At 51.1% G+C, this 21,031-nt stretch carries 9 protein-coding genes; 5 read left to right on the top strand and 4 right to left on the bottom strand.

The window, feature by feature from the left end:
• Positions 1-8: 8 nt before the first annotated feature.
• Positions 9-1,295 (bottom strand): hypothetical protein, encoded by a 1,287-nt coding sequence (locus tag SH302x_RS10465; RefSeq protein WP_479368659.1) that lies wholly within the window; start codon positions 1,293-1,295, stop codon positions 9-11.
• A gap of 131 nt (positions 1,296-1,426) precedes the next feature.
• Between SH302x_RS10465 and SH302x_RS10460 the strand changes: the two genes are divergently transcribed.
• The 3 genes from SH302x_RS10460 to SH302x_RS10450 all read left to right on the top strand — a co-directional run bounded on the left by SH302x_RS10460 (position 1,427) and on the right by SH302x_RS10450 (position 4,387).
• Positions 1,427-1,846, top strand: a complete 420-nt coding sequence (locus SH302x_RS10460; protein ID WP_479368658.1) for an RrF2 family transcriptional regulator — start codon at positions 1,427-1,429, stop codon at positions 1,844-1,846.
• Between the two features lie 110 nt (positions 1,847-1,956).
• Positions 1,957-2,385 (top strand): FHA domain-containing protein, encoded by a 429-nt coding sequence (locus SH302x_RS10455; RefSeq protein WP_479368657.1) that lies wholly within the window; start codon positions 1,957-1,959, stop codon positions 2,383-2,385.
• Positions 2,386-3,175: 790 nt separating this feature from the next.
• Positions 3,176-4,387, top strand: a complete 1,212-nt coding sequence (locus SH302x_RS10450; protein ID WP_479369234.1) for an ISAzo13 family transposase — start codon at positions 3,176-3,178, stop codon at positions 4,385-4,387.
• A 260-nt stretch (positions 4,388-4,647) separates the two neighbouring features.
• Here the strand turns inward: SH302x_RS10450 and SH302x_RS10445 are convergent, their stop codons facing one another.
• Entirely contained in the window at positions 4,648-5,313 is a 666-nt protein-coding gene (locus SH302x_RS10445) for a PEP-CTERM sorting domain-containing protein (protein WP_479368656.1), read from the bottom strand.
• On the bottom strand, positions 5,314-12,258 hold the full coding sequence (locus tag SH302x_RS10440) for an ELWxxDGT repeat protein (protein ID WP_479368655.1): 6,945 nt from the start codon (positions 12,256-12,258) through the stop codon (positions 5,314-5,316). It abuts the gene before it with no gap.
• A gap of 736 nt (positions 12,259-12,994) precedes the next feature.
• Here SH302x_RS10440 and SH302x_RS10435 point away from each other — a divergent pair.
• Positions 12,995-13,597: a sigma-70 RNA polymerase sigma factor region 4 domain-containing protein gene (locus tag SH302x_RS10435; RefSeq protein WP_479368654.1), complete on the top strand. Its 603-nt coding sequence runs from the start codon at positions 12,995-12,997 to the stop codon at positions 13,595-13,597.
• A 5-nt stretch (positions 13,598-13,602) separates the two neighbouring features.
• A complete protein-coding gene (locus tag SH302x_RS10430; RefSeq protein ID WP_479368653.1) occupies positions 13,603-17,061 on the top strand; it encodes a protein kinase domain-containing protein in 3,459 nt (1,152 codons plus the stop codon).
• Positions 17,062-17,568: 507 nt separating this feature from the next.
• Here SH302x_RS10430 and SH302x_RS10425 read toward each other — a convergent pair.
• Positions 17,569-21,027 (bottom strand): AAA family ATPase, encoded by a 3,459-nt coding sequence (locus SH302x_RS10425; RefSeq protein ID WP_479368652.1) that lies wholly within the window; start codon positions 21,025-21,027, stop codon positions 17,569-17,571.
• Positions 21,028-21,031 lie beyond the last annotated feature (4 nt).

The raw sequence follows: 21,031 nt of genomic DNA, 5'->3' as shown, positions 1-21,031 counted from the left end.
TGAATGGTTTATTCCGCAGCGAACTGCTCAGGTTTGGTCGCTTGCAAGATGGCTAAAATGTCGGCGCGTTGCGCTGCTGACAAATGAGCGAATTGGGGATCATCGTCCGTTCCATCAAGTATCTGTTGCATACGAACAAGGACTCTCGAAAGCAGCGGTGCAGCCAAAGCGTCGAATGATGGTGAATACACCAAGTAGCTACATGGATAACGAAACAACCGCGTTTGAAGATCAAAATCGCGCAGCGATCTACCTTGTTTGTCACGCGGCCCAATCGCAGTAAACTGGAGCGCAAAATCTGTTGAGCCGGATACCTGATCTGTCAGCGGAAACTCGTCGCATAAGAACACGTACCGTAGTATGCGATCTACAGATGCGTCGATCCGTCGCTGGGCACTGTCGCTCAAGTAACCTTCCTGACGTGAGAGGATCTCGTTCATCTGATACGACTGATGGATCGCTTGTCGAGTTTCATAGTTCGCGGCAATCAGTGCGTTATGCATTTGCGTTTGATGCTCCAGGACCATGAGCGCCACAATGTCACTGTGCGGCGTTAAGTACTTGGAGGGATCAAAGTAGTTCTTCAAATCGCTTGCGTTCGCTCCGGTCTCGCGGTCGAACTGCTGTTCGTTTCGTCGAGCAACCGAGTTCCCCATATGCCGCATACTCCCATGTTGGCCAGTGACATACCAACCACCCCATCGATCGCGAAAATCGCTGGTATGATCCGTGGTGAACGTGCCACTGCCTAGCTTGGGTTGGCCCGCGGCGTCCGCAAATACACTGCGAACCAGATAGCCTGGCACATTCTGCGTGCGACTGGATGCATGGCAAGTCAGACAACCACCGCGATCTCGTGTAAACTTCGGAGCCTCTACGTCAGATTGCTCAAGGGTGTAAAAGATTGCCCCTTGCTTAGGATCATTGGAAGCGAGTTCTAACACGTCTCCTTTTTGACAGTAACCGACGTAAACTTCGTCATTAAAGTATAAAGCTCGCGGACGCCGCGGCGAGATACGATGCAGTTGCAAGCTGGTCTTAGAGAATACAAGCACCTGTGAACTGGACGGAATCTCTAACGCATCAAGGATTGCGGGCAAATATCCAAACTGGTCATCAAACTGCAAAGTGATGTCTCCGGCTTCTAGCCGATGCGACAATTTTGCTACCGGGTCATCGACTTGAGTATTCAAGTAGTCGATCGGCGGTCGTTCGAAGTCCCCTTGTGCATGGAGCCGGCAAGCAAGAGCGCCAAGCAGAAAACAACCAAGGGCGATAATTTTGAAAACAGTCATCTCAAGTAACGGCTATCTGAGGTTTTCAATGGTCCGAAGGATATGTTACGCTAAGCTACCTATAGCGTGCAGGACATGGATCTGCATGTCAATGTATAGAATTAGTTTTTCGTTGAAAATAGCCAGAAATCATGTTATCCAAGACCGCTGAATATGCATTGAGAGCCATTGCCTGCATGGGCAGTCGTCAGGACGTAGCGGTATCGGCTGACATTCTGGCGAAAGAGACGAAAGTGCCTCGGCGTTACTTGACGCGTGTCCTGCAGGATCTGGCTGCTCATGGACTGGTGCACTCCAAGCCGGGGCCAGGCGGCGGGTATGAACTAGCACGAGGTATAGGCGATTTGACGATTCTGGATGTGGTCAACGCCGTCGGTCCCATTGAACGAATCCGAAGTTGCCCACTGGGTTTAAAGTCTCATCAAAAGCTGTGTCCCCTGCATGCGGAACTGGACAAAGCTTATGCGGCGACGGAGGCCGCATTTGCCGGTGTCACGATCGAAGATTTGCTCAATTCGACCAGCACCATTATCCCGCTGTGCGAATCTTAGTTGATCGATTGGCTGTAAGCGTCCACACGCGAGCATGTTATTGATTACAATGGTGACTGGGTCCAGGAACTGCCATTGGTCTATTACTCATCTGCCCGAGGGCCAAGCTCATGCTTTATCAACTTGTCTTGCAGAATCATGTCGAAGGACTCAAACGGACAAAATGGACTTTTGTGCCGCCAGCTACAGTCGGTCGCGACCCGAGCGGGAAAGTTTGCGTTGATCATGATTCGGTCAGTCGCACGCACTGCCAATTCTACTTGAACTTGGACGAGTCTCTTGCGATTAAGGACCTTGACTCCAAGAATGGCACCTACGTTGATGACCGAAGGATTCAAACCGCGGTGTTGATGCCGGGGCAGATTATTCAAATCGGCGCGTTGATGTTGCAGATTGAGTTTTCCGATGAACCAGAGCGTCCATCAACATCGGTACCCGTTTATCGAAAATCATCTAGCGATTCCACTCAGCGGATGGAGATCTTGCGACCGCCTCCAAAACCTGTCAAAAAATCTTGGTGGCAGAAGTTGTTTGGCTGATCCAGCAGAACGTTAGTTTTCGAGCTTGCTAGCGGCCCTTCGAGTACGCCTTCTGCGCGCAGCCGGGCTAACATCAAAACTCATTCACCCATGAGTCGAGCTCATGGGGGGCTCCAAGAAAACCTGGATAGCCCATGTGAGCCAAACGGTGTCAGTTGCCAACAAGCAATTCAATGCCGGAACATCGAACGACCGTCTAACTAGCTGGTCGCTAACGCATTTCCAAGACGCGCTCTGAGCGACCCTTGGACTTGCCCCAACGTGTCGCAATAGGTTTGGTGCGCTATGGTCGCTACAACTTCAAGCCGCAGGCTTGTCACAATTGCTGCCGTGGCCGGTTCGGCCGCGGTTTGCATCTGCAGCTTTTCGCTCAGGCCCGGAGGGCCGAAATAAATGATTTGTGCCAGCCCTTTGCGATTATCGGTCTCTAGGAACCCAAAATCCGGCGGCCAGCTCTATAATGGGAAACATGTGTCACTTGGCGCCCAAACGGTACTGATGATTTGCGCTTTAAACGGTACAGGCTGAAGTAAAGTGGCTGATGCAGTCATCTTACGCGTTTCTTTTGCTTAGAAGCACGTCGAAGTGCACTGTATGGCAACTCATCAACTAGCAATGGAAAAGTTCCCTAGCAATCAGGAGTATACGTCAAGGTAGCACGAGTCCTCATGCGATTGCCAAGGATCTGGGAGTCTCTCACGGAGCAGTAGTCGCCACTTAGGCTTCGCTAAACAATAAGTGTCCGGATTAGGGTTGATTCCGATGATTAAAATTTGCGATGATTTCGGGTATGCCGGATGCACAAGTCATAACATGGATCGCACAGAAGTATACCGCAATTGAAGCGGATTTGGATGAACGCGCCCGTCGTCGATGGGCAGCCGCAGAAGCGCGATCCTTGGGTTGGGGAGGAATCTCTGCTGTTGCTGCGGCAACGGGGGTTTCGGAACGCACTATTCGTCGCGGCATTCTCGAACTCGATGATCCCAACGCAGCATCCTCCAACAGACAAAGACAACCGGGGGCCGGTCGTAAATCTCGGGAGGTTGAACAGCCGAAACTTAAAAAGGCTTTGGATCGACTCGTTTCATCCGGCACTCGCGGCGATCCGATGTCCCCTCTTCGGTGGACATGCAAAAGCACCAAGTCCCTTGCCGTTGAATTGCAGCGGCAAGGATTTCAGGTCAGCAGTGTGAAGGTAGGCCAACTGCTCAAGGCGGCTGGCTACAGCCTTCAGGCGAATCGTAAGACCATCGAAGGCAATCAACACCCAGATCGAAATGCGCAGTTTGAATTCATCTCAAAGCGAATAGTCCTACTTCAGAAGAAGCATCAGCCAACCATTTCGGTTGACACGAAAAAGAAAGAAGTCTTGGGAAACCTGAAAAACGCAGGGAAAACGTACCGACGCCGAAAAGATCCGATCAAAGTCGAGACGCACGACTTTCCCGATAAGGAATTGGGCAAGGCAGTCCCGTATGGCGTGTATGATATTGGGCGAAATGAAGCAGGCGTGACGATTGGTATTAGCAGCGATACAGCCGAGTTTGCCGTATCGGCAATCAGTAGATGGTGGAAACGGCTGGGTTCCAAAAGCTACCCGAAAGCCATGCGGGTACTAATCACAGCCGATAGTGGCGGGAGTAATAGCCCGCGCACACGACTTTGGCGAACCGAGTTACAAAAATTGGCCAATGCTACTGGGCTGATCATCGAAGTTTGCCACTATCCTCCCGGCACAAGCAAGTGGAACAAAATTGAACACAAACTGTTTTGCCACATAACCCGCAATTGGCAGGGAGTTCCTCTTGAAACTCTAGAGGTTGTTGTAAGCCTCATTGGCAACACACGTACGACCACCGGCCTAGAGGTGCATGCATGGATAGATGGAAAGACCTACGAGAAAGCTCGAAAGGTTACCGACGAGGAGCTCGCAGAAGTTATAATTCATCGGAATAAATTCCATGGAGAATGGAATTACGAAATACACCCGGCAAAATAAATAATTACGGACAGTAATTGTTTAGCAAGGCCTTAGCCGCGTAATTCGCAAACGGTACAGAAAAGCCGACCGGGTTCGAGATCTCCGACAATACCAAAGCGCCAATCGGCTCAACGGCCGAAGAATAAATTAGCAAACAGTACCAGTACAACGCTGGGTGAACCAACAACCTAGAATAGTACCGTTTGACGCGCAAACATGCTGCACTATTTCAAACGCAAATTGAAACGCCAAGTCACAACCGCGAGTCAATACGATTCTCAATTCACAGAGAAGCCCTTGCGCCAACGCCCCAGGCTTCTTCGTCCAACCGCTAATCCAACGCCGCTTGCCAGCAGGAACATCGACGAAGGCTCAGGAATCGCCGACACGTTGACTTGCAAGTTATAACTGCGCGAAAAATCGTTGCCAAAAAGCTGATCGTCGATACTCGTAAAATCAAAGAAGTTATCCAACGTGCCGTCATCCAAGATAAAATCTTGACCAGCGATGGTTGGATTCGAATCGACAAGCTGAATCGTCGTTTGCCCAATGACCAGCGGCGTAAACCTCAGCGTTCCAAGCAGCGTTGCGTTCTGGCCGCGAGAAGCTGTGCCTGCTGTTCCGCTCAGCCGAATCGTCCCTGCCACCGTCGTATCAATGTCGGGTAGGAAATCAAAGTTGGCCGCGATGGTATTGATGCCCGCCTGCAAGCTGGCCGGTTGGTAGTTGGCTTTAAGATCAAACGATGACAGCCCAAATTGCGACAACCGCGTTTCAGCATCTGTCTGAATGATGTAAATCGGCACCACGAATTCTTCACCGACGACTGCATTCAATGTAGAAGTCTGATTGTCAGCGGAGAAACCGAGTATCAAACCTGCTTGCACGTTTGAACTCAATATACAACAGAAGATCGCGATGACGGGAAGCTTGATGATACGCATTTAGTTCAGTCCTAGGTTGTTAAGTCGTCTACGAGCGTTAAAGTGAGTGGTATCGAACATGTCCAGATCGTTATCGCCATCGATGTCAAACATGTAGCTGATCGGCGTCCAACTGCCTTGTCTCCAAAGTTGGAATGCGGCGTTGAAGCGAGCCGTATCAAAAGCGTCGACATCGCGATCGCCATCGGTATCGCCGAACATGCGGAAGAAGTTATCGGTGGCCACGATATCGTTCTCGGCAGTGCGGCCAAAATAGAAGTCACCGCCCGCGATGCCATCGTTATCGCCATCCAAGCTCAGGCCATTGACGCTGATCAATTCGGACTTGACGATCAAATCATAGTTGCCGTCTCGGAGCGATCCGCCCAAGTCGACATGGCTGCCTTGAAAGACCAATGTGACCATGGTTCGACCATTGATCTGCTGGGTCTGAGCGACATAGTCGACCAATCCGCCCGCTGAACTACCTCGGCGTCGAACTTCAAAAGGCCGCTCTTCAAGATTTGCGGCCATCAGATTCGAAAACTCGACCAGCCCATGGAAGGAAACTTCGATCTGTTTGACAATCGAGCGTTGAGCAGCACCGTTGCCGATGATCACTTGATCGATCGTGGCCAGTGGCGTGTTCGTCAGCGAAAGACTGTTCGTCGTGTAGACGCTATGCATATCGGCTGGCAATTGCTGGGCTAGTAGCGGCCCGTCGAGACTGCCAGCGACCAAGACTTGTAGGACATCGGTTGGCAGCAGCACATAACTAGATAGGACTTCTAGCTGCATGGCGGTGACGTTCGCGGTCCCAGTCACTACCAATTGGTCATGCGAAATGCCAGGCTGATTTCCGTCGACTTCGATGATCAATCGACCGTTCGAAACAAAGTCGCCGTTGATCGTTAGTTTTCCAGGACTGTTGCCAGGACGAATCTCACCTGCGCCAGTGTAATCTCCATTGACAGTGCCAGTGCCGCTGATCGTACCATCATTTTGGATGTCACCATCGATGACGCCATTCACATTGAAACTTGCGCCGGGTTGAACCGTAATCCCATTTTCATTGGCGACGACACCTTGTGCTGGAACCTGCACGTTGTTGCTAGCAAGAGCTGCAAGGCCAGCAAGCATACCGATGCCACCGGCGAAACCACCACCGGGTAGGATTTCGAATCCACCGCCGCCCAGACCACCGAAGAATGGTTGGATGCCTGCAAATGGCGTTGCTGGAGGTGCGGCAGGCTGCACTAAGGTTTCAATGATGATCACATCATTCGTTTCGGTACCAGTGTCAACGAACAAGTACTGCACCGCGTTTAGATCGACGCTGTAATTCACAATGACCGTGTCATCGCCTAATGACGCAGATAGATCGACAATCAAGTTCCCTCCGCGATAGACGTTGATCGGCGTGAAGGTATTTCCGCCTGTCGTACCCGAGATCGTTGCAGCGGATAGAGTGCCAGCTTCATCGCCTTCGAGAGTGGCAACGGAATTCCATCCGTTCTCGATGGTGATCTCGTTGTTGGCTGGCAAATTCACAGTCACCATCGGCACACCATCGAAATCGACTGCGATCATATTCACCAGGTGAATGATGACGCCAGCAGTCGTGCGAATGGTGGCTCGCGTCGGATCGGTGGGGTGAACTTCGTAGATACTTTCAAAGTTCGAATCTCGAACCAGCAGCCGATTAGCTCCTGCGCCTCCATCGATCCAGAATTCCGTGACCTCCGCCAGATCATACTCGACGCCGTTATGAATCACACGATTGGAGTCGAGATCGACAAGTGTTATATCATTATCGCTCGACTCCGATTCATCGCCACGAAATCTTAAACCGCTTTCTATTGGCACTTCAACAATGCGGAACATTACTGCATTGTTGATAAACGTCACATCCTCCCTTGCGATCGCAAGAATCAATATACTTCCATCAGTTTGAACACGAATGTCACTATCGAAAACCAATGAAGTTGGTAGCGACGATTCCAGAAACTCTCCACCATTGCCGAAATTTCCGATGCGATTTCCGTTAGACTCGAATCCCGCGAGCATGATCATCGCGAAATTACCTACCAGAGCGGGGTCAAGCTTTCTACCCAACCCAAAGAATCTTCCATCGGCATCGATAGCTCCATGCCTGAATTGCCCGAGTTGGCCTGCGTCGTCCAAGAATAATCCAGACTCTGCAAAGCTATTATCGCTCAAACCGCTCGAATCGAATTTAGCCACAAAGTACCGCTGAGTTCCTGAAGTCGTTAGAGCGAATCCTGAGACGTATGCTGCACCATTGCTGTCAATTTGCAGTGATGTCGGTAAGGACCGGTCAAACGGCTGTGGGAAGTTGAAAATCGCCTCACCCTGAATACCATAGGTCTGATCCTGGTCTCCGTTTTCATTTAGACGGACCATTGTGGCAGAGTTGGCGGTTCTTCCTGCGACCAGGATTCGATTTTCGTTATCAATCGCCAGGGACTCGACCGAATTCGTACGTTGGCTCTTGGTCCGAATGATTGATTCACCACTAATGCCAAAGCTAACATCAGGCATACCGTCTCTTAAGAATCGGCGAACTGACCAATCGCTCAGAAAAAAGCCATTTGGATCGACTCCAACGCGATTGAAGCCCCCCAAAAGAATGCGTTGGTTCTGATCGATTTCCATTGTTGAAATTCGATGGCCGTCTTGGAGATCGACGGCAAATATACCATCGTGCCCGAACGAAGCATCAACCTGCCCCGTCACGCTGATGCGAACCGCTCGTGTCTTGCTGGTAGCAAACTCCAGTCTCGAAATAGAAATTAGTAATTGATCTTGGCCTTGAAGTCTAATCTCGAGCATTTCCGAGCTCAGGAAATTGGTAAGGCCCATTTGGGTTGCGGTCAGCTCAACACGGCCACTATTTCCAAAGTCGATTTTGGCTACACCATCCGAGCTAAAGGCTGTAACAACCAACAGAGAATCGGTGTTGGAGTTCAAAGTAGAAAGTATGAACACGGTTCCGTCGCGATGCGTCACAAAAGCAGCGTTGGAAGCTGGTGACGCAACTTCTAGTAAACTATTGTTGCCAAAATTGGTGTCGACTTCCCAATAGGTTTGACTGACATCACGCTGAGCGACATTGCTTTGGGTTCCATGCGCATCTTCGACTTGCAAGTGAAGTCGGCCGGCTTGAAAATCATCCGCAAATGTTATATCAAAAGTGCCTCGTCGCGTTACATTATCAAAGTCAAGGTTGGATACGGTCCCCGCGAAACCGGCGCTGATAAAGCTGACCTCAAACGTGTCGTGCTGGCCAGGGTCGATGACTTCGAATTCATAGGTCCGCTGGTCGCCCGGTTGAGCCGACTTCGAGCTTCGAATGAAACGCACGGTAGGAGCGACGTTCTCTACGATCAGCTCAAAGGTAGCCGTCGCTTGTAAGCCGCTCGAATCGGTGGCTACGAGTTGGACCAATGCGTCCTCTTGAACGTTCGCGAACGTCCATTGCCAACCGCCGACGCCGTTGGCATCTTGTCCGAAAACGGTGACATCACCAGCCGCTTCTCCATTGATGAAGGCCACGATCTCAATCCATTGGTTGTCCTCAGCATCGCTCCAGCTTCCAAAGATCAATGCCGTGCTACCTTGATCAATGATCTGCGGTGTCGTTGGAGCAGCAATGCTGGGGACTTGGTTGGGAACCGTTAGCACTAGCGAATGAGGATTCCCCGGCGACCAAAAATCAGGGCCATAGAAAGGCTCCGGTCGGTCGTAATTCACCAGTAAGCTACGATCACCAAAGCTGACTTCACTGCCGGCTGGGAGTCCATCAAATTGTCCGTTCAGCCCGAAGCCCAGCCAACCGTCGAACGAGTATCCGGGCGAGACCTCGATTGGCTTGATGACGTCGCTGGGCAGTAACGTTCTATCGCCTAACAACTCCAACTGGGTGCTATCCAGAGTTAAGCCGCTGCTAATGTAAAAGACGTCATAGTCGAATCCCGCAATCAAGTCATCGCCGGGATTGAATGTTTCACGGATGCGAATGCGCAATGTAGCCGCTTCATCGAGCACCACTTCGCCACCATGGATACTGACTTGATAGAGCGTTCCCGGTTCATCCAAGATCTCGATAGTAACTTCCTTGCCGTGATTCGCGATCCTCGGAACCGCTTCAGGATTCACTGGATCTGGGCTGATGTAATAACCGTAGTGTTGAGCGATACGGACCGAGCCACCTTCAGCGACGGCATCGATGGCCCTTTGGATATCGGCAAAAGCATCATAGCCGATCGACGTTCCGTATCCGCCGTAGGGTGTAGCAACTCCACTGTAGGACTCAAAATGATTATCAGGATGAACGAAGACCACGTCAGGCGCGGGCAGCACATGGAGCTGAAATTCTGCTGGCTCGCTGACTTCAAATTCGGAATTGCCATCGATATCGACGTGGAATGCGACCGCGATCAGACTGACAGGAACGCTGTAGGGTGCATTGCCCGTCAGTCCAGCTTGCTCAAACTGCGACCACGTAATGACGTTATCCTCCCAAGTGGTGATAAAGTCGATCGTTCCGTCGTTTCCGATGTCCCAACGCAGTTCATGCAGCGAGCTTTCTGCATCACTAGCGAGCTGGTAAATGCTGGGCAAATACCACGGTCGCCCAACGCCGATCGTATAAGAGTCTTGAGGCGTTGCGATGGGTGGAGTGGAAGGCGTAACAACAAACACGTAAGCAAAATTGACGCTCGATGCGCCTCGAGCGTCGGTGGCTTGGTAGTAGAAATAGTCTGCGCCAACGAAGCCTGGGTTAGGCGTATAAGTAAAACCTCCATCGGCGTCCAGCGTCATCTGGCCATATAAGGGCGGGTCCAGCAGAGCGACCGTCATCGCATCTCCGTCTGGATCAAAATCGTTTGCCAGGACACCTTGCGACGCGGGAATCACCCGAGTTTGATTCGCATAGGCATAGAAAAAATCATCCTGCGTCACAGGAGGACTATTGGGCTGAGACACATTGATCGACACCGTCGCTGGCTGGCTATAATTCGCACCATCAAATGCGCGATAGCTGAAGTTCACGTTGCCTTCGAAATCGGTTACCGGCATGAACGTGAAACTACCGTTGGCGTTGAGTACCAGCGAACCATTGACGGGGCCGGCGAGCAGGTCAACCGATAAAGGATCGCCGTTGGGGTCCGAATCATTGACGAGCACGCCGGGTGCGTAAATGGTCAACAGCGTATTGATCGGAGTCGAATAACTGTCATCGTTTGCGATCGGTGGAAGATTTGTAACGGTGAGCTGGAATTGAGTGGTAGCTTGGTTATTACCCTGATCGCGCACGATGATTTCAATATCATGGATGCCTTCACTACTCTGAGGCGGTGTGCCAGCGAGCCTTCTAGTCGTCGCATTGAAGGAAAGCCAACTTGGTAGCGGTGATCCATCACTGCGGCGAGCGAAATACCGCAACTGATCGCCTGGATCGTTGTCAATGAACGTCGAGCTTGGAATGATCAGACTGAAAGGTTGGCCCATCAACGCTGTTTGGGGAGCGATCGGTTGAGCGACGGTGGGGGGCTGATTATCAACGATGTTCAAACGCCAGTAGCGAATCCCCTGGCCGTCCCCAGCGTCAGCTTGGAAGTACGTATCGCCAAACAAACGCAAATAGCGATTCGGATTGGAACCTAAAGCACCTGGTCGCATCTCAGCAATTTGAAATGTTCCGAATGCTGTACCATCTGAACGCCAAAGTTCCAGCCCCGTGGCTCCGCTGTCAGCCGAAAAAACAAGCTGATCTGCTGTGGTGTGGAAGTACATCAGGCCTCCGAACTCGTCCGGCAAGCCATGCCCAGGCCCCGGATTGATATCGGCTACCAATCTCGCGGTCTGCGTATCGCGATCGGTGACCCATAGCTCTCTGCCATGAATGCCATCGTCGGCAGTGAAGAAAAGTTTGCCATCGACATACGCCATGCTTGAGATGCTGGAACTCTGAGGCCCCGGACGCAAATCGGTAACCATGATCGTGCCGGCTTGAGTGCCATCGGTCTTCCAAAGTTCGCGACCGTGGATTCCGTCGTCCGCTGTGAAGTAGACAATGCCTCCACCAGCATCGACGAAATTTCCGGGAGTGGACGAAGCGGCACCTAGTCTAATATCGACACGATTAGTTCCAACAAATAGCTCGTGCCCTTGACTTAGGTCGTTGGCTGATGACAGAAAGCCAACGCTCGTAGACTTGAACTCATTGACTACATTGCTGACATTCCAGAAGCCCAGCGGAATAATCTCATCAGTCGTACCAATGACAAATAAACCTCTTTGCCAAGTTTGGCTATCCTCGTCAAAGTTCACTTGGCCTTGATAAATTAATTGATTGTTATGAAAGCCTAGTGGTGTGAAGCTTGCGGGGTAATTGAAATCCGGATTAGCCTCACGGAGCTCTTGTGGTATCCAGCTTTGATTTTCATACTTCACCCTCGTCGCAACGGATTCGGTAAGGGCTCCCGAAAGTCGATATTGCGAGACTGCGTAGTGTACGTCTGGAAATCCGCCAGCGAGGCCACCTGGCGGCGGCGAGAACTGAATTGCATTGGTTAAGCCACCGTAGTTGATAAGCTGCAGTGGCTCCGGGGCGGGAATGTTTAACAAATACAGATTGTGATTCAGTCTACCATTCGGAAAAGTCGATTCACGGATCACTCCCAAGTTGCCTTGGCTTGCAACTAGTTCGATGAAGCCTGAAAAATTACTTCTGGGAACCACCAAACCAACGCCAAGCTTTTCGACCCCTTGAGGCGTCATGTAGAAACCATGCTCATCGATATTCGATGTTGGCAGGTTGGTTTCGGAAACCACATAAGCCGCAAGCAACTCCCGAGACTCCAGCTTCTCTAAGGTCAGCTTTGCACGCCTGTCACGTTTGCCAAACCTGCTACATCGCGAAATCAGTTTGCTTGCCACGACCGATGCCTTGCATGAGGATAAAAAGAAAAATCGGCACGAGCGACTTCTTCCGTTCGTGATGTGATCAGGTCGGATCAGCTAGTACCATCGCCTAACAGACTCATTGCCGCCGCACCGTTTTTGTGACGCAAGGAGTGTTAGAAAAGCGGACTTGCTCAACCACAATCTCGTGCTTCGTCAAGACTTAAACTTCGGGTTGAAGGTTTTGCGTACGACGGACTGTACCGACGGACTCTAAAACCAAATGTTTACAGAGCAATAGGGCCGGCCTCCGTAGGGGCAGCCCCTTTAGGAAACAATGCTCAAGTTGGCGCAGTGGGATTCGCCAGAATTCCATCGGATACCAAATGCAGGGAATTCTAGCGAATCCCACTACTATCGAATCCCAGCATTGAAGGGGGCATGGTTAGAAAATGCCTAGTCACCTGTCGCCATTGTTCGCCGCACTCATACAGCGACAAACAGCGGATCACATTGCATCTCGCGAGCAGTTGTGACGACGAAAAAACAAGAATCGCCAAATTTCCCCAACGGCCAGACTACATAGAGCTAAGAGACGATTTCGATCCTTGATTCAAACGCTGAAGCTGATGCAATTCTGGTTAACATAGTTGTCCGGATCTCGGCGAAATTGTTCCATTGTCAATGTTTTGCTGTAAGTAATCTGTTATAAAAAACCTATAGGTTTATCTGGAAATCCTGGTCGAATCTTGTGTAAGGGATGAGGTGGATCTTGTCGTCAGAACCAATCACTGAGTTTCATTCGCAACTGCAACGGCTGCGGGCAGGGGATGTCGATGCGATTGAGTGTTTTGTCAAAGAGTATGAGCCTTACATTCGCCGAACGCTACGGTTTCGTATCGCGCAAGCGTCGCTCAACGCGGCCGCCGATTCGGTCGATGTTTGCCAGTCGGTCTTGGGCAGTTTTCTCCTGCGATTGTCGTGCGGAGAGTATGAGTTGCACTCCGAAGAGGACTTACGAAAACTGCTGAGTGGGATTGTGAACAAGAAATTCCTCATGCTCAGTCGTTACGAAAGCTCGGCCAAACGCGATCGCTCCATCACGCTATCTCTGGATCATTACCCAAAGCTTGAGATAGCAGACGCTCACGACAGCGATCCCAGCCTGCCGATCATCTTGACGGAACTAAAAGAAGCGATCGATCAACAGTTGACGGAGCAAGAGCGGGTCTTGCTGCACTTGAGAAGACGCGGTGTTGCGTGGTCTAAGATTGCGGATGAGTTAGGTGAAGATCAAGTCATTCTGCGCAAGCGACTCTCACGGGCGGTAAGCCGCGTCTCCTCAAAACTAGGTCTGGTCGATGACTCGGAGTAAGCGTCATGAACATGGATGAACTTATCGAGTATCAACGCCAACAATGGATCGAAGGCAAGCAGATTGGCGTTGAAGAGCTTCTGACGCTATCGGCTCACACCATTTCTGATATCAAGAGTGTTGACGTTCGGCTGTCTTTGATATGTCAGGAAATCGCGCTGCGTGAATCCCTTGGCCAAATCGTTCAGGTGAAAGAATACGTAGACCGCTTTCCCGAGCTGCAGAACGAGTTGTTGATCCAATGGGAGGTTGATCGCTTGTTGGCCTCGAACGTCCATGGTGACGCCACGACCGCAGCCTTGGAAAGAACCGCCGCTGGACGCGATGACCAGCCATCACCGAAGCTTGGCTGGCAGCGAAGTCTGCCGAAACAAATTGGCCGTTATGAAATCGTTCGTGAGTTAGGACGCGGCGCGATGGGAGTCGCTTACGAGGCCTGGGATCCGAAACTGAAGCGAAACGTCGCGATCAAGCGGTTGCGAGCGGGTGAGACGGCAAGCGAAGAGGAGTTGGCTCGGATTCGAAGCGAGGCGGAAGCAGTTGCGAAGATCGATCACGAAAGTATCGTGAAGATCTACGATATCGGTGAAGAGGATGGCAATCCATTTTTTGCAATGGAACTTTGTACGGGCGGAAATCTGTCGACGCGGTTGGCTGGCAAGCCGATGCCACCCAAACAAGCCGCTGAGATTGTTCGGCAAATTGCACTTGGAATTTCGGCCGCGCATGCCAGACGGATCATTCATCGCGATCTTAAACCAAGCAACGTTTTGTTGCGCGATGCAGATTCATGGATTCCCAAGATCACGGACTTCGGGCTAGCGAAATCTTTAGACAAAGACGGCGGGGACACGGCCACTGGATTTGTGTTAGGAACACCATCCTACATGCCGCCTGAGCAAGCGACAGGTCAGGCGAAGCTGGCAACCGTGGCGATGGATGTTTACGCATTGGGGACTGTTCTCTATGAATGCCTTACGGGGCGTCCTCCCTTTCAAAGCTCCAACGTGAACGATGTGTTAGATCAAGTTCGCAATGCAGAACCCATTAGCGTTCGTCGTTTGGAAGCGAACATCCCAATCGACTTGGAAACAATTGTGACGCAGTGCATGCGCAAGGAACCAGTGCAGCGGTATGGCAACGCGCAGTTAGTTGCAGACGACTTGCATAATTTTCTTTTGAACCGCCCGATTCTTGCAAGGCGTCAGAATTTGGTGGAGCATGCGATTGGGTGGGGAAGGCGGAACCCCATGATTGCTAGTTTGGTCAGTTCGATATTCTTTGTCATTACTGCCTCACTGCTGGTTCTGAGTTTAATGTTCGTGCAGGTAAAGTCCGAATCGGCCGCCCGCTTAAGAGCGCTGGCGGATCGAAACACCGCATTTCAAGAGAAGTCGGAAGCGCTGGCTCAGCGCGAGATTGCCAATCGCCAATTACAAATCAGTGAAGCGCTCGCTCAACGACGCTACTACAGCGAGCAAATCAGCCTCGCACAACAAGCAATGAATCGATTTGACTATGCTCGGGCGGAAGACTTACTCGAATCCGTGATTCCGAAAGCAGGCGATTCTGACTTTCGTGGATTCGAATGGAACTACCTCAAACGGAACCTACACCAGAGTCTGCAAGTACAGTTTAATGCGGGCGAAGGAGAAGTCCTGGACATCGACGTTCACCATCAAAAGAATCTAATTTTCGTTACCGGCGGCAACACGACAAGTGGTTTTGCGTCACTACGCAATTTCCTAACTGGCGAAACTATATTTTCAAAAGTGTTTGAGCAAGCGATTGCTGGCTGCTTATTTCACCCCAATGGCAAGTCCTTTATTCTATGCCGCAGCGATGGCGTGTTGTACGTCTACGATTTGCGTAGTCTTCAAGTGACAAAAAGCGAAGAGTTAAAGCTGCACATCAAGTCGGTCGCGATGTCAAATGACGGAAAGTATCTGTTGATCGGCAGCGAGAATGGCCAATTGCGAATTTGGGATGCGGGGAGTTGGCAAGAGTTAGCAAGAGTCCAGGCCGAACGCGGGCCTATTCTGCGAACATTTTTTTCCGATGATAGCCAACGCTTCTACACGTCGGTCGATTGGGGGCAGGAGGGAAAGCATTCGACACAATGGCAATTGATCGATAATACGCCTGTGGCGAGCAACGTCTACCGCGACGTTTCGTTGAGCGATGAATCATCGGATGGTCTGCAAGTAGCGGGAATGGATTGGGGGAATTTGGTCATCGCGTCAGCTCAATCCGGCGAGATCATCAAGCAGCATCCGATTAGCGCCGGACCATTACTTGCGGTTTGCTTCAGCGATTCAGGCGACGAGCTTTATCTCGCTTCTCGCAATGATCGCGAAGTCCGACTTGTTTCGGCTGACACATTAGAGATGATTCAAGTCTATCCGTCCCGCCGCACTTTAGCCGCGGTTGCATTTCCATCATCATCGGGGCTATGGGCTTCAGGAGATGCAGGAGGTGAAGTGAGGCTTTGGAATCCTGCCGTCGATTTCTATCAGTCCACCATCTCTGACGAAGGGAAAGCATATCATTATGCGGCATTCGCTCCGCATGGCCGCAAAGTGTTACTGAGTTCCAACAGCGAAACTATCCTTTGGGACCCAAATTCAGGGGCAACCGCACCGAGTTCTGATATTCTAAATGTCGTGGCAATATCCAAAGATGGCTCCATTCTTGTTACTAAACTGCCGTCCAAAATCGGCGAAAATGCAACACTAGAAATTTTCAACACAACGGAATCAACATCCCGAACGTTTCACTTGAGTTATCCAATTTACGAGCATTGTTGGGCCTTGTCTAATTCGGGGCGATTCCTCGCCACACGTGGTGAAGGAAGTCCAATCGAAGTGCGCGATTTACAGCAAACGTCCGATGCACCGGTACATTTGTTCGACGCATTCTGCGTTGGTATGGCCTTCTCACACGACGAAGATTTTTTAGCCTGTGGGACGCAGTACGGCCAAGTGCGTATGTTCAATTTGCGGACAGGCCAGCGTGATCCAAACTTCTCTGAATCACAAACGTTTTGGGCGTGGGGTATGAGCGCGATCTTTAGTCACGACGGCCAGTTGCTGGCTAGTGGAAACGAGTCGGGCACTATCAAAGTTTGGCGAACAGACTCACGTGAACTTGTGGCTCAGTTGACAGGCAACCAAGGTGAGTTGCGGTGCCTGGCATTCTTCCCCGACGGGAAGCGGTTAGTCTCAGGCGGTTCTGGCGATATCAGAGTGTGGGATATTGAGGCTGGCCAAGAATTGCTCTCGCTGCCGGTGACTGATAATCGCGTTTCGCACATCGCGGTCAACGACGCTGGAGACGCGGTGCTTGCGGTATCGCCATCTGGGCGTGTTCAAGTGTGGGATGCTGCCGATTCAAATGACGAAACATCCCTCCGCTTGTACTCGCCGCGACAGGCGGCGAGCACAAGGGGGAAGGGCGGCTTTTGAATTGTGTCGTGCTACCCGAGAAAACTACCGAGTTTGCAAGGACAGTCGTCGATAGCTCTGCGAGTGATACAGTAAAGACCGTTTCGTTCGACGGAGCGAACGACGACAGAGAATTTCAACTGCTCCCGGCTTGCCCGGGAGATCCTTCCGTTTCTTGCTAAAGGTCGTTACTGCAAAGCAAGAAGCCGAACGATCCACCGGTCGAACCGGTGGGATTTGGATCGCGCTGCGGTGCAAGCATCGACGCGAAGCGGGGCGATGCGCCCAGTCTTCGCCATGAGATTGGTGCGCTAAAGCATGACGTGCGAGCATGTCCGATTGGGGCTTCCCCGTCGGACACCGCTTTGGAGTTCTAGACAGCGTGCCCAGCGAATTTAGCACACCAATCCTATTGCGACACGTTGGGGCAAGCGCAACGGTCGCTCAGAACTCGCTGCCCACAAACAGTCGTTCCTGAATTGCCCCGGAGATCGTTCAGGTAGCACACAATCGTATCATCGTTGTCGCCTATGCTTCAATCACAATCTCACTACAACCATTGCGCAACTTGTTGACGCGGATCTGAGTCGAAATACGCTCCTTCAAGGCATCGACGTGGGAGATGACTCCAATCATCTTGTTCTCACCCCGCAAAGTCTCCAATGCAGAAATTGCCATGTCGAGCGAATCAGCATCCAAAGTACCAAAGCCTTCGTCGATAAACAACGAATCGATTTGGACGTTGGCACCCGAAAGGTCAGATAGTCCTAAAGCCAGGGACAGCGACACCAAAAAGCTCTCGCCACCCGATAGCGACGCTAGGGGCCGACGACAACCTGCTTGATGTAGGTCGCAAACTTCCAAGTCAAGTTCACCAGCGTCGCCGCGATCGATTTGGTACCGATCGCTAAATCGTCTCAAGTGCTTGTTCGCTTTGTTGATCAAATAGTTCAGCATCAATCCCTGTGTGAAAGTGCGAAACTTTTTGCCATCTGCTGAACCAATCAGGTCACACAGTACGCGTTGCGTTTCAATGCTTTTGGCAAAAGCTTCAAACTGCTCACGTCCTTGGGCGGCCTTCAATCGGTTCTCATAATCCGCGGCTAGCAACTGTTCGATAGCGCCGATCTCTTTAGCGATTTGCTCTTGCTGCTGCTGAAGGCTCTGAAGTCGTTCCTGCAGCAGTTCGATCGACTCCACAGAATCTTTAAGTGCTTCAAGCAACATATTCCTTTCAGCAAGTCGCTGGTCTAACTTTGCTTGCAACTCTAGCATCTGCCTCTGGATTCCGTCGCGGGTATTTTCAATCCGTTGGCGCAATTCATCATTTAAGAAAGCCGCCTTCAGATCCGAAGCTGAAGCAAAGGCAGAGTCGGCCAATTTGCTGTTCAAAGCCACGACTGCCTGACCAAGTTCTAGCTTCGAGCTATCCAGAGCCTCTTGGTGCGCCGCTGCAACCGCAGACTTTTCATTCCACGCGTTTTCCAGCGAGGCCAACCATTTCTGGGCAGCCTCCACGGACTCGATAGAAGTCGACATCGGTCGCTCATCCACCTCAAGACTAGCCGCGTCGACCAAGACCTTGGCGCATTGGCTAGCGAGATCTTTCAACTGCTGCTGAGCCAACAACAGATTCTGAAACTCAGCATTTGTCGTCTGTATTGAAGCAACGATTCGACTCGATTCCTCGCTTCTTGCCTTAAACGTATCAATGATCAACTTCACTTGCTCAATCGACGCTTCGATGGATTCCAAATCGTGCTTGGGTTCATACCATTCCGCAAAGATTGCATAAAACTGCTTTCGATGCAGTGTTTGATCGGCGGTCGACTGCTCAAGTCGCGATTCCAACTCAAGTATCGATTGTTCGGTATTGAGAATATTGGCTTGGGCTTCCGAGATCTGTTTTGACAGTAATTCTGTTTTAGAACGCAGCAAAGCTCGCTCATGAATGGCATCTTGAAGCTCTTTATTCAGCCGTCTCAGTTCCGTACAGCGACGTTCCACTTCCTCCATCTCGGATTGCTTTGACGCGATCGATGCCGCAATGCCCAAGGTGGATACATCCTTCAGGTGATAAGCAACCGCAATCTGCGTTAATTGGTTCAGCTTCTGTTGGCAGTTGCTTTGATTGAATTGTTGGACCTTCTGGATCGATGCCTGATTCGCACTCAAAGTGGCTATCTTTTCCAGCAGCTTTTTTTGTAGCTTCGTATGTTTTTCCAGTTCTGCTTTGGCAGATTTAACTTTCCCCTTCAGCTCGTTGGGCGAAGGCAACTGGCCTGCATCACTGCGATAAGGATGCGAGGTAGAGCCACACAGCGGGCAAGGTTCGTCGTCGACTAGTTGCTGGCGGTGTTCTTCCAAGGACTGTAGTTTTTCCGCTTGGACAAACGAGGTTTGCAGTGCCTCGATCAGATCAGCAGCAACAGCAACGGTTTGATTGAGCCCCTCGAGCTCTTGTTGCAATGGTGCAATTTGATGCAAAGTTGATTGCAACTCTTGATCGTCACTTTCGATACTTTGCTGCAGAGCTTCAATTTCCTTTGCCAGTCGATGTGCGTCTTGCAACTGGCTGATCTTTGTTCGGATAGTCTCAGGAGCAACTAGCACCTGGTCCTGCGTATCATCCTTGAGAATCGATTTCACTTCCGCTTCGACCACCGCAAGTGAATTGTCACTTTCAGCAAGCGTGATCGTCAATTCCGATAGACCAACATCGAGCTCTTTAGTGCGATCGGATAGCCGCTGAAGATCGCTGCGTTTGGCTACCAGCGTTTCTTGTATGTTAACAATCGACTGGTCCATCAATGCAAGCGATTTAGAAGCTGCATGGATGTCAGCCATTCGACCCTCGAGAATTTTGCACGACTGGTTTACCATCAGCCAGAGGTCAAGTGAGTTCTTCTGGTATTCGAGAGCGAATCGCTGGTCCGATATTTCAACCAGCTTTAGCTCGATGGCAGCGCTCTGGGTTGCGGTCCAGCGTTGAATTTGGCTAGCAGCTTGCATTCGCTGGCGGGCGGCTTGCGAGGCGGCGTCTTGAGAGCGTTTCCACAAGGAATCCGCTTTGTGGAACTGCAAATCGGCATTGGTAGCTGCATCTAACTCAATGCGATAAACTTGCGCTAATGTATGGGTCTGCAAGCGATCCAGATCTGGCTGCAGTAGTTCAAAATCCTTGTTGAGCGTATCGCATTGCTGGGTGAAAGACTTGCAATCGTTCTCCAAGGCCATCAGACGTTCGCGATTGCGAATCGTGTTTTGCAAGTCCGCGATGGTTGAACGCAGTTCCGTTAACGATTGCCGCTTGCTGGCCATCAAATCGGTTTGTTCTTGCTTGGCTTGATCGTCCAAGACCGCGATGGTGTCTAAACGAATCTGCTCTTCCGCCAAACGTGTTTTGGCTTCATCGAAACGGCGGTAGGTCCATTGACCAATTTGCGAGTACAGTTCGGTATTCGTCAAGCTTTCGAGAAGATCCGCTCGTTCGCCGTCGTTAGCTTGTAAGAAACGAGCGAACTGTCCTTGTGCCAACATAGCAGAACGAAAGAATCGCTCTGCGTCCAGACCTATCAACTCCACAATCACTTGATCACAACGTCGCCCTGTTGCAATTTCGATTTCGTTTTCGTCGTAGATAAATCGTTTGGGTTGCTGGATTGCTCCATCGACGCGTTTCCGCGCGCGATAGAGGTGCCAAGAAGCGCGATAGCGTTTTCCGTTGGCAATTTGGAAGACCACTTCCGATTTTGCTTCGGCCGTCCCGCGACTGATCATGTCCGGCGGAGAAGGTTTTGATTGATAGCGCGACGCGCGGCCAAACAAGGCCAGCGTAATGGCGTCGAGTATCGTCGACTTTCCGGCGCCGGTCGGGCCGGTGATTGCAAACAGACCAGCACCCGCGAGTGCTCCATCGGTAAAACTGATGGAGTGAGTGCCTTGCAGCGAATTAAGATTAGTAAAATGGACGCTATGAATTCGCACTTCG

This window comes from Njordella calcicola (genome assembly GCF_056494125.1).
The sequence above is the reverse complement of the archived record's forward strand: the minus strand, read 5'-3'. Positions and strand labels throughout refer to the sequence as shown.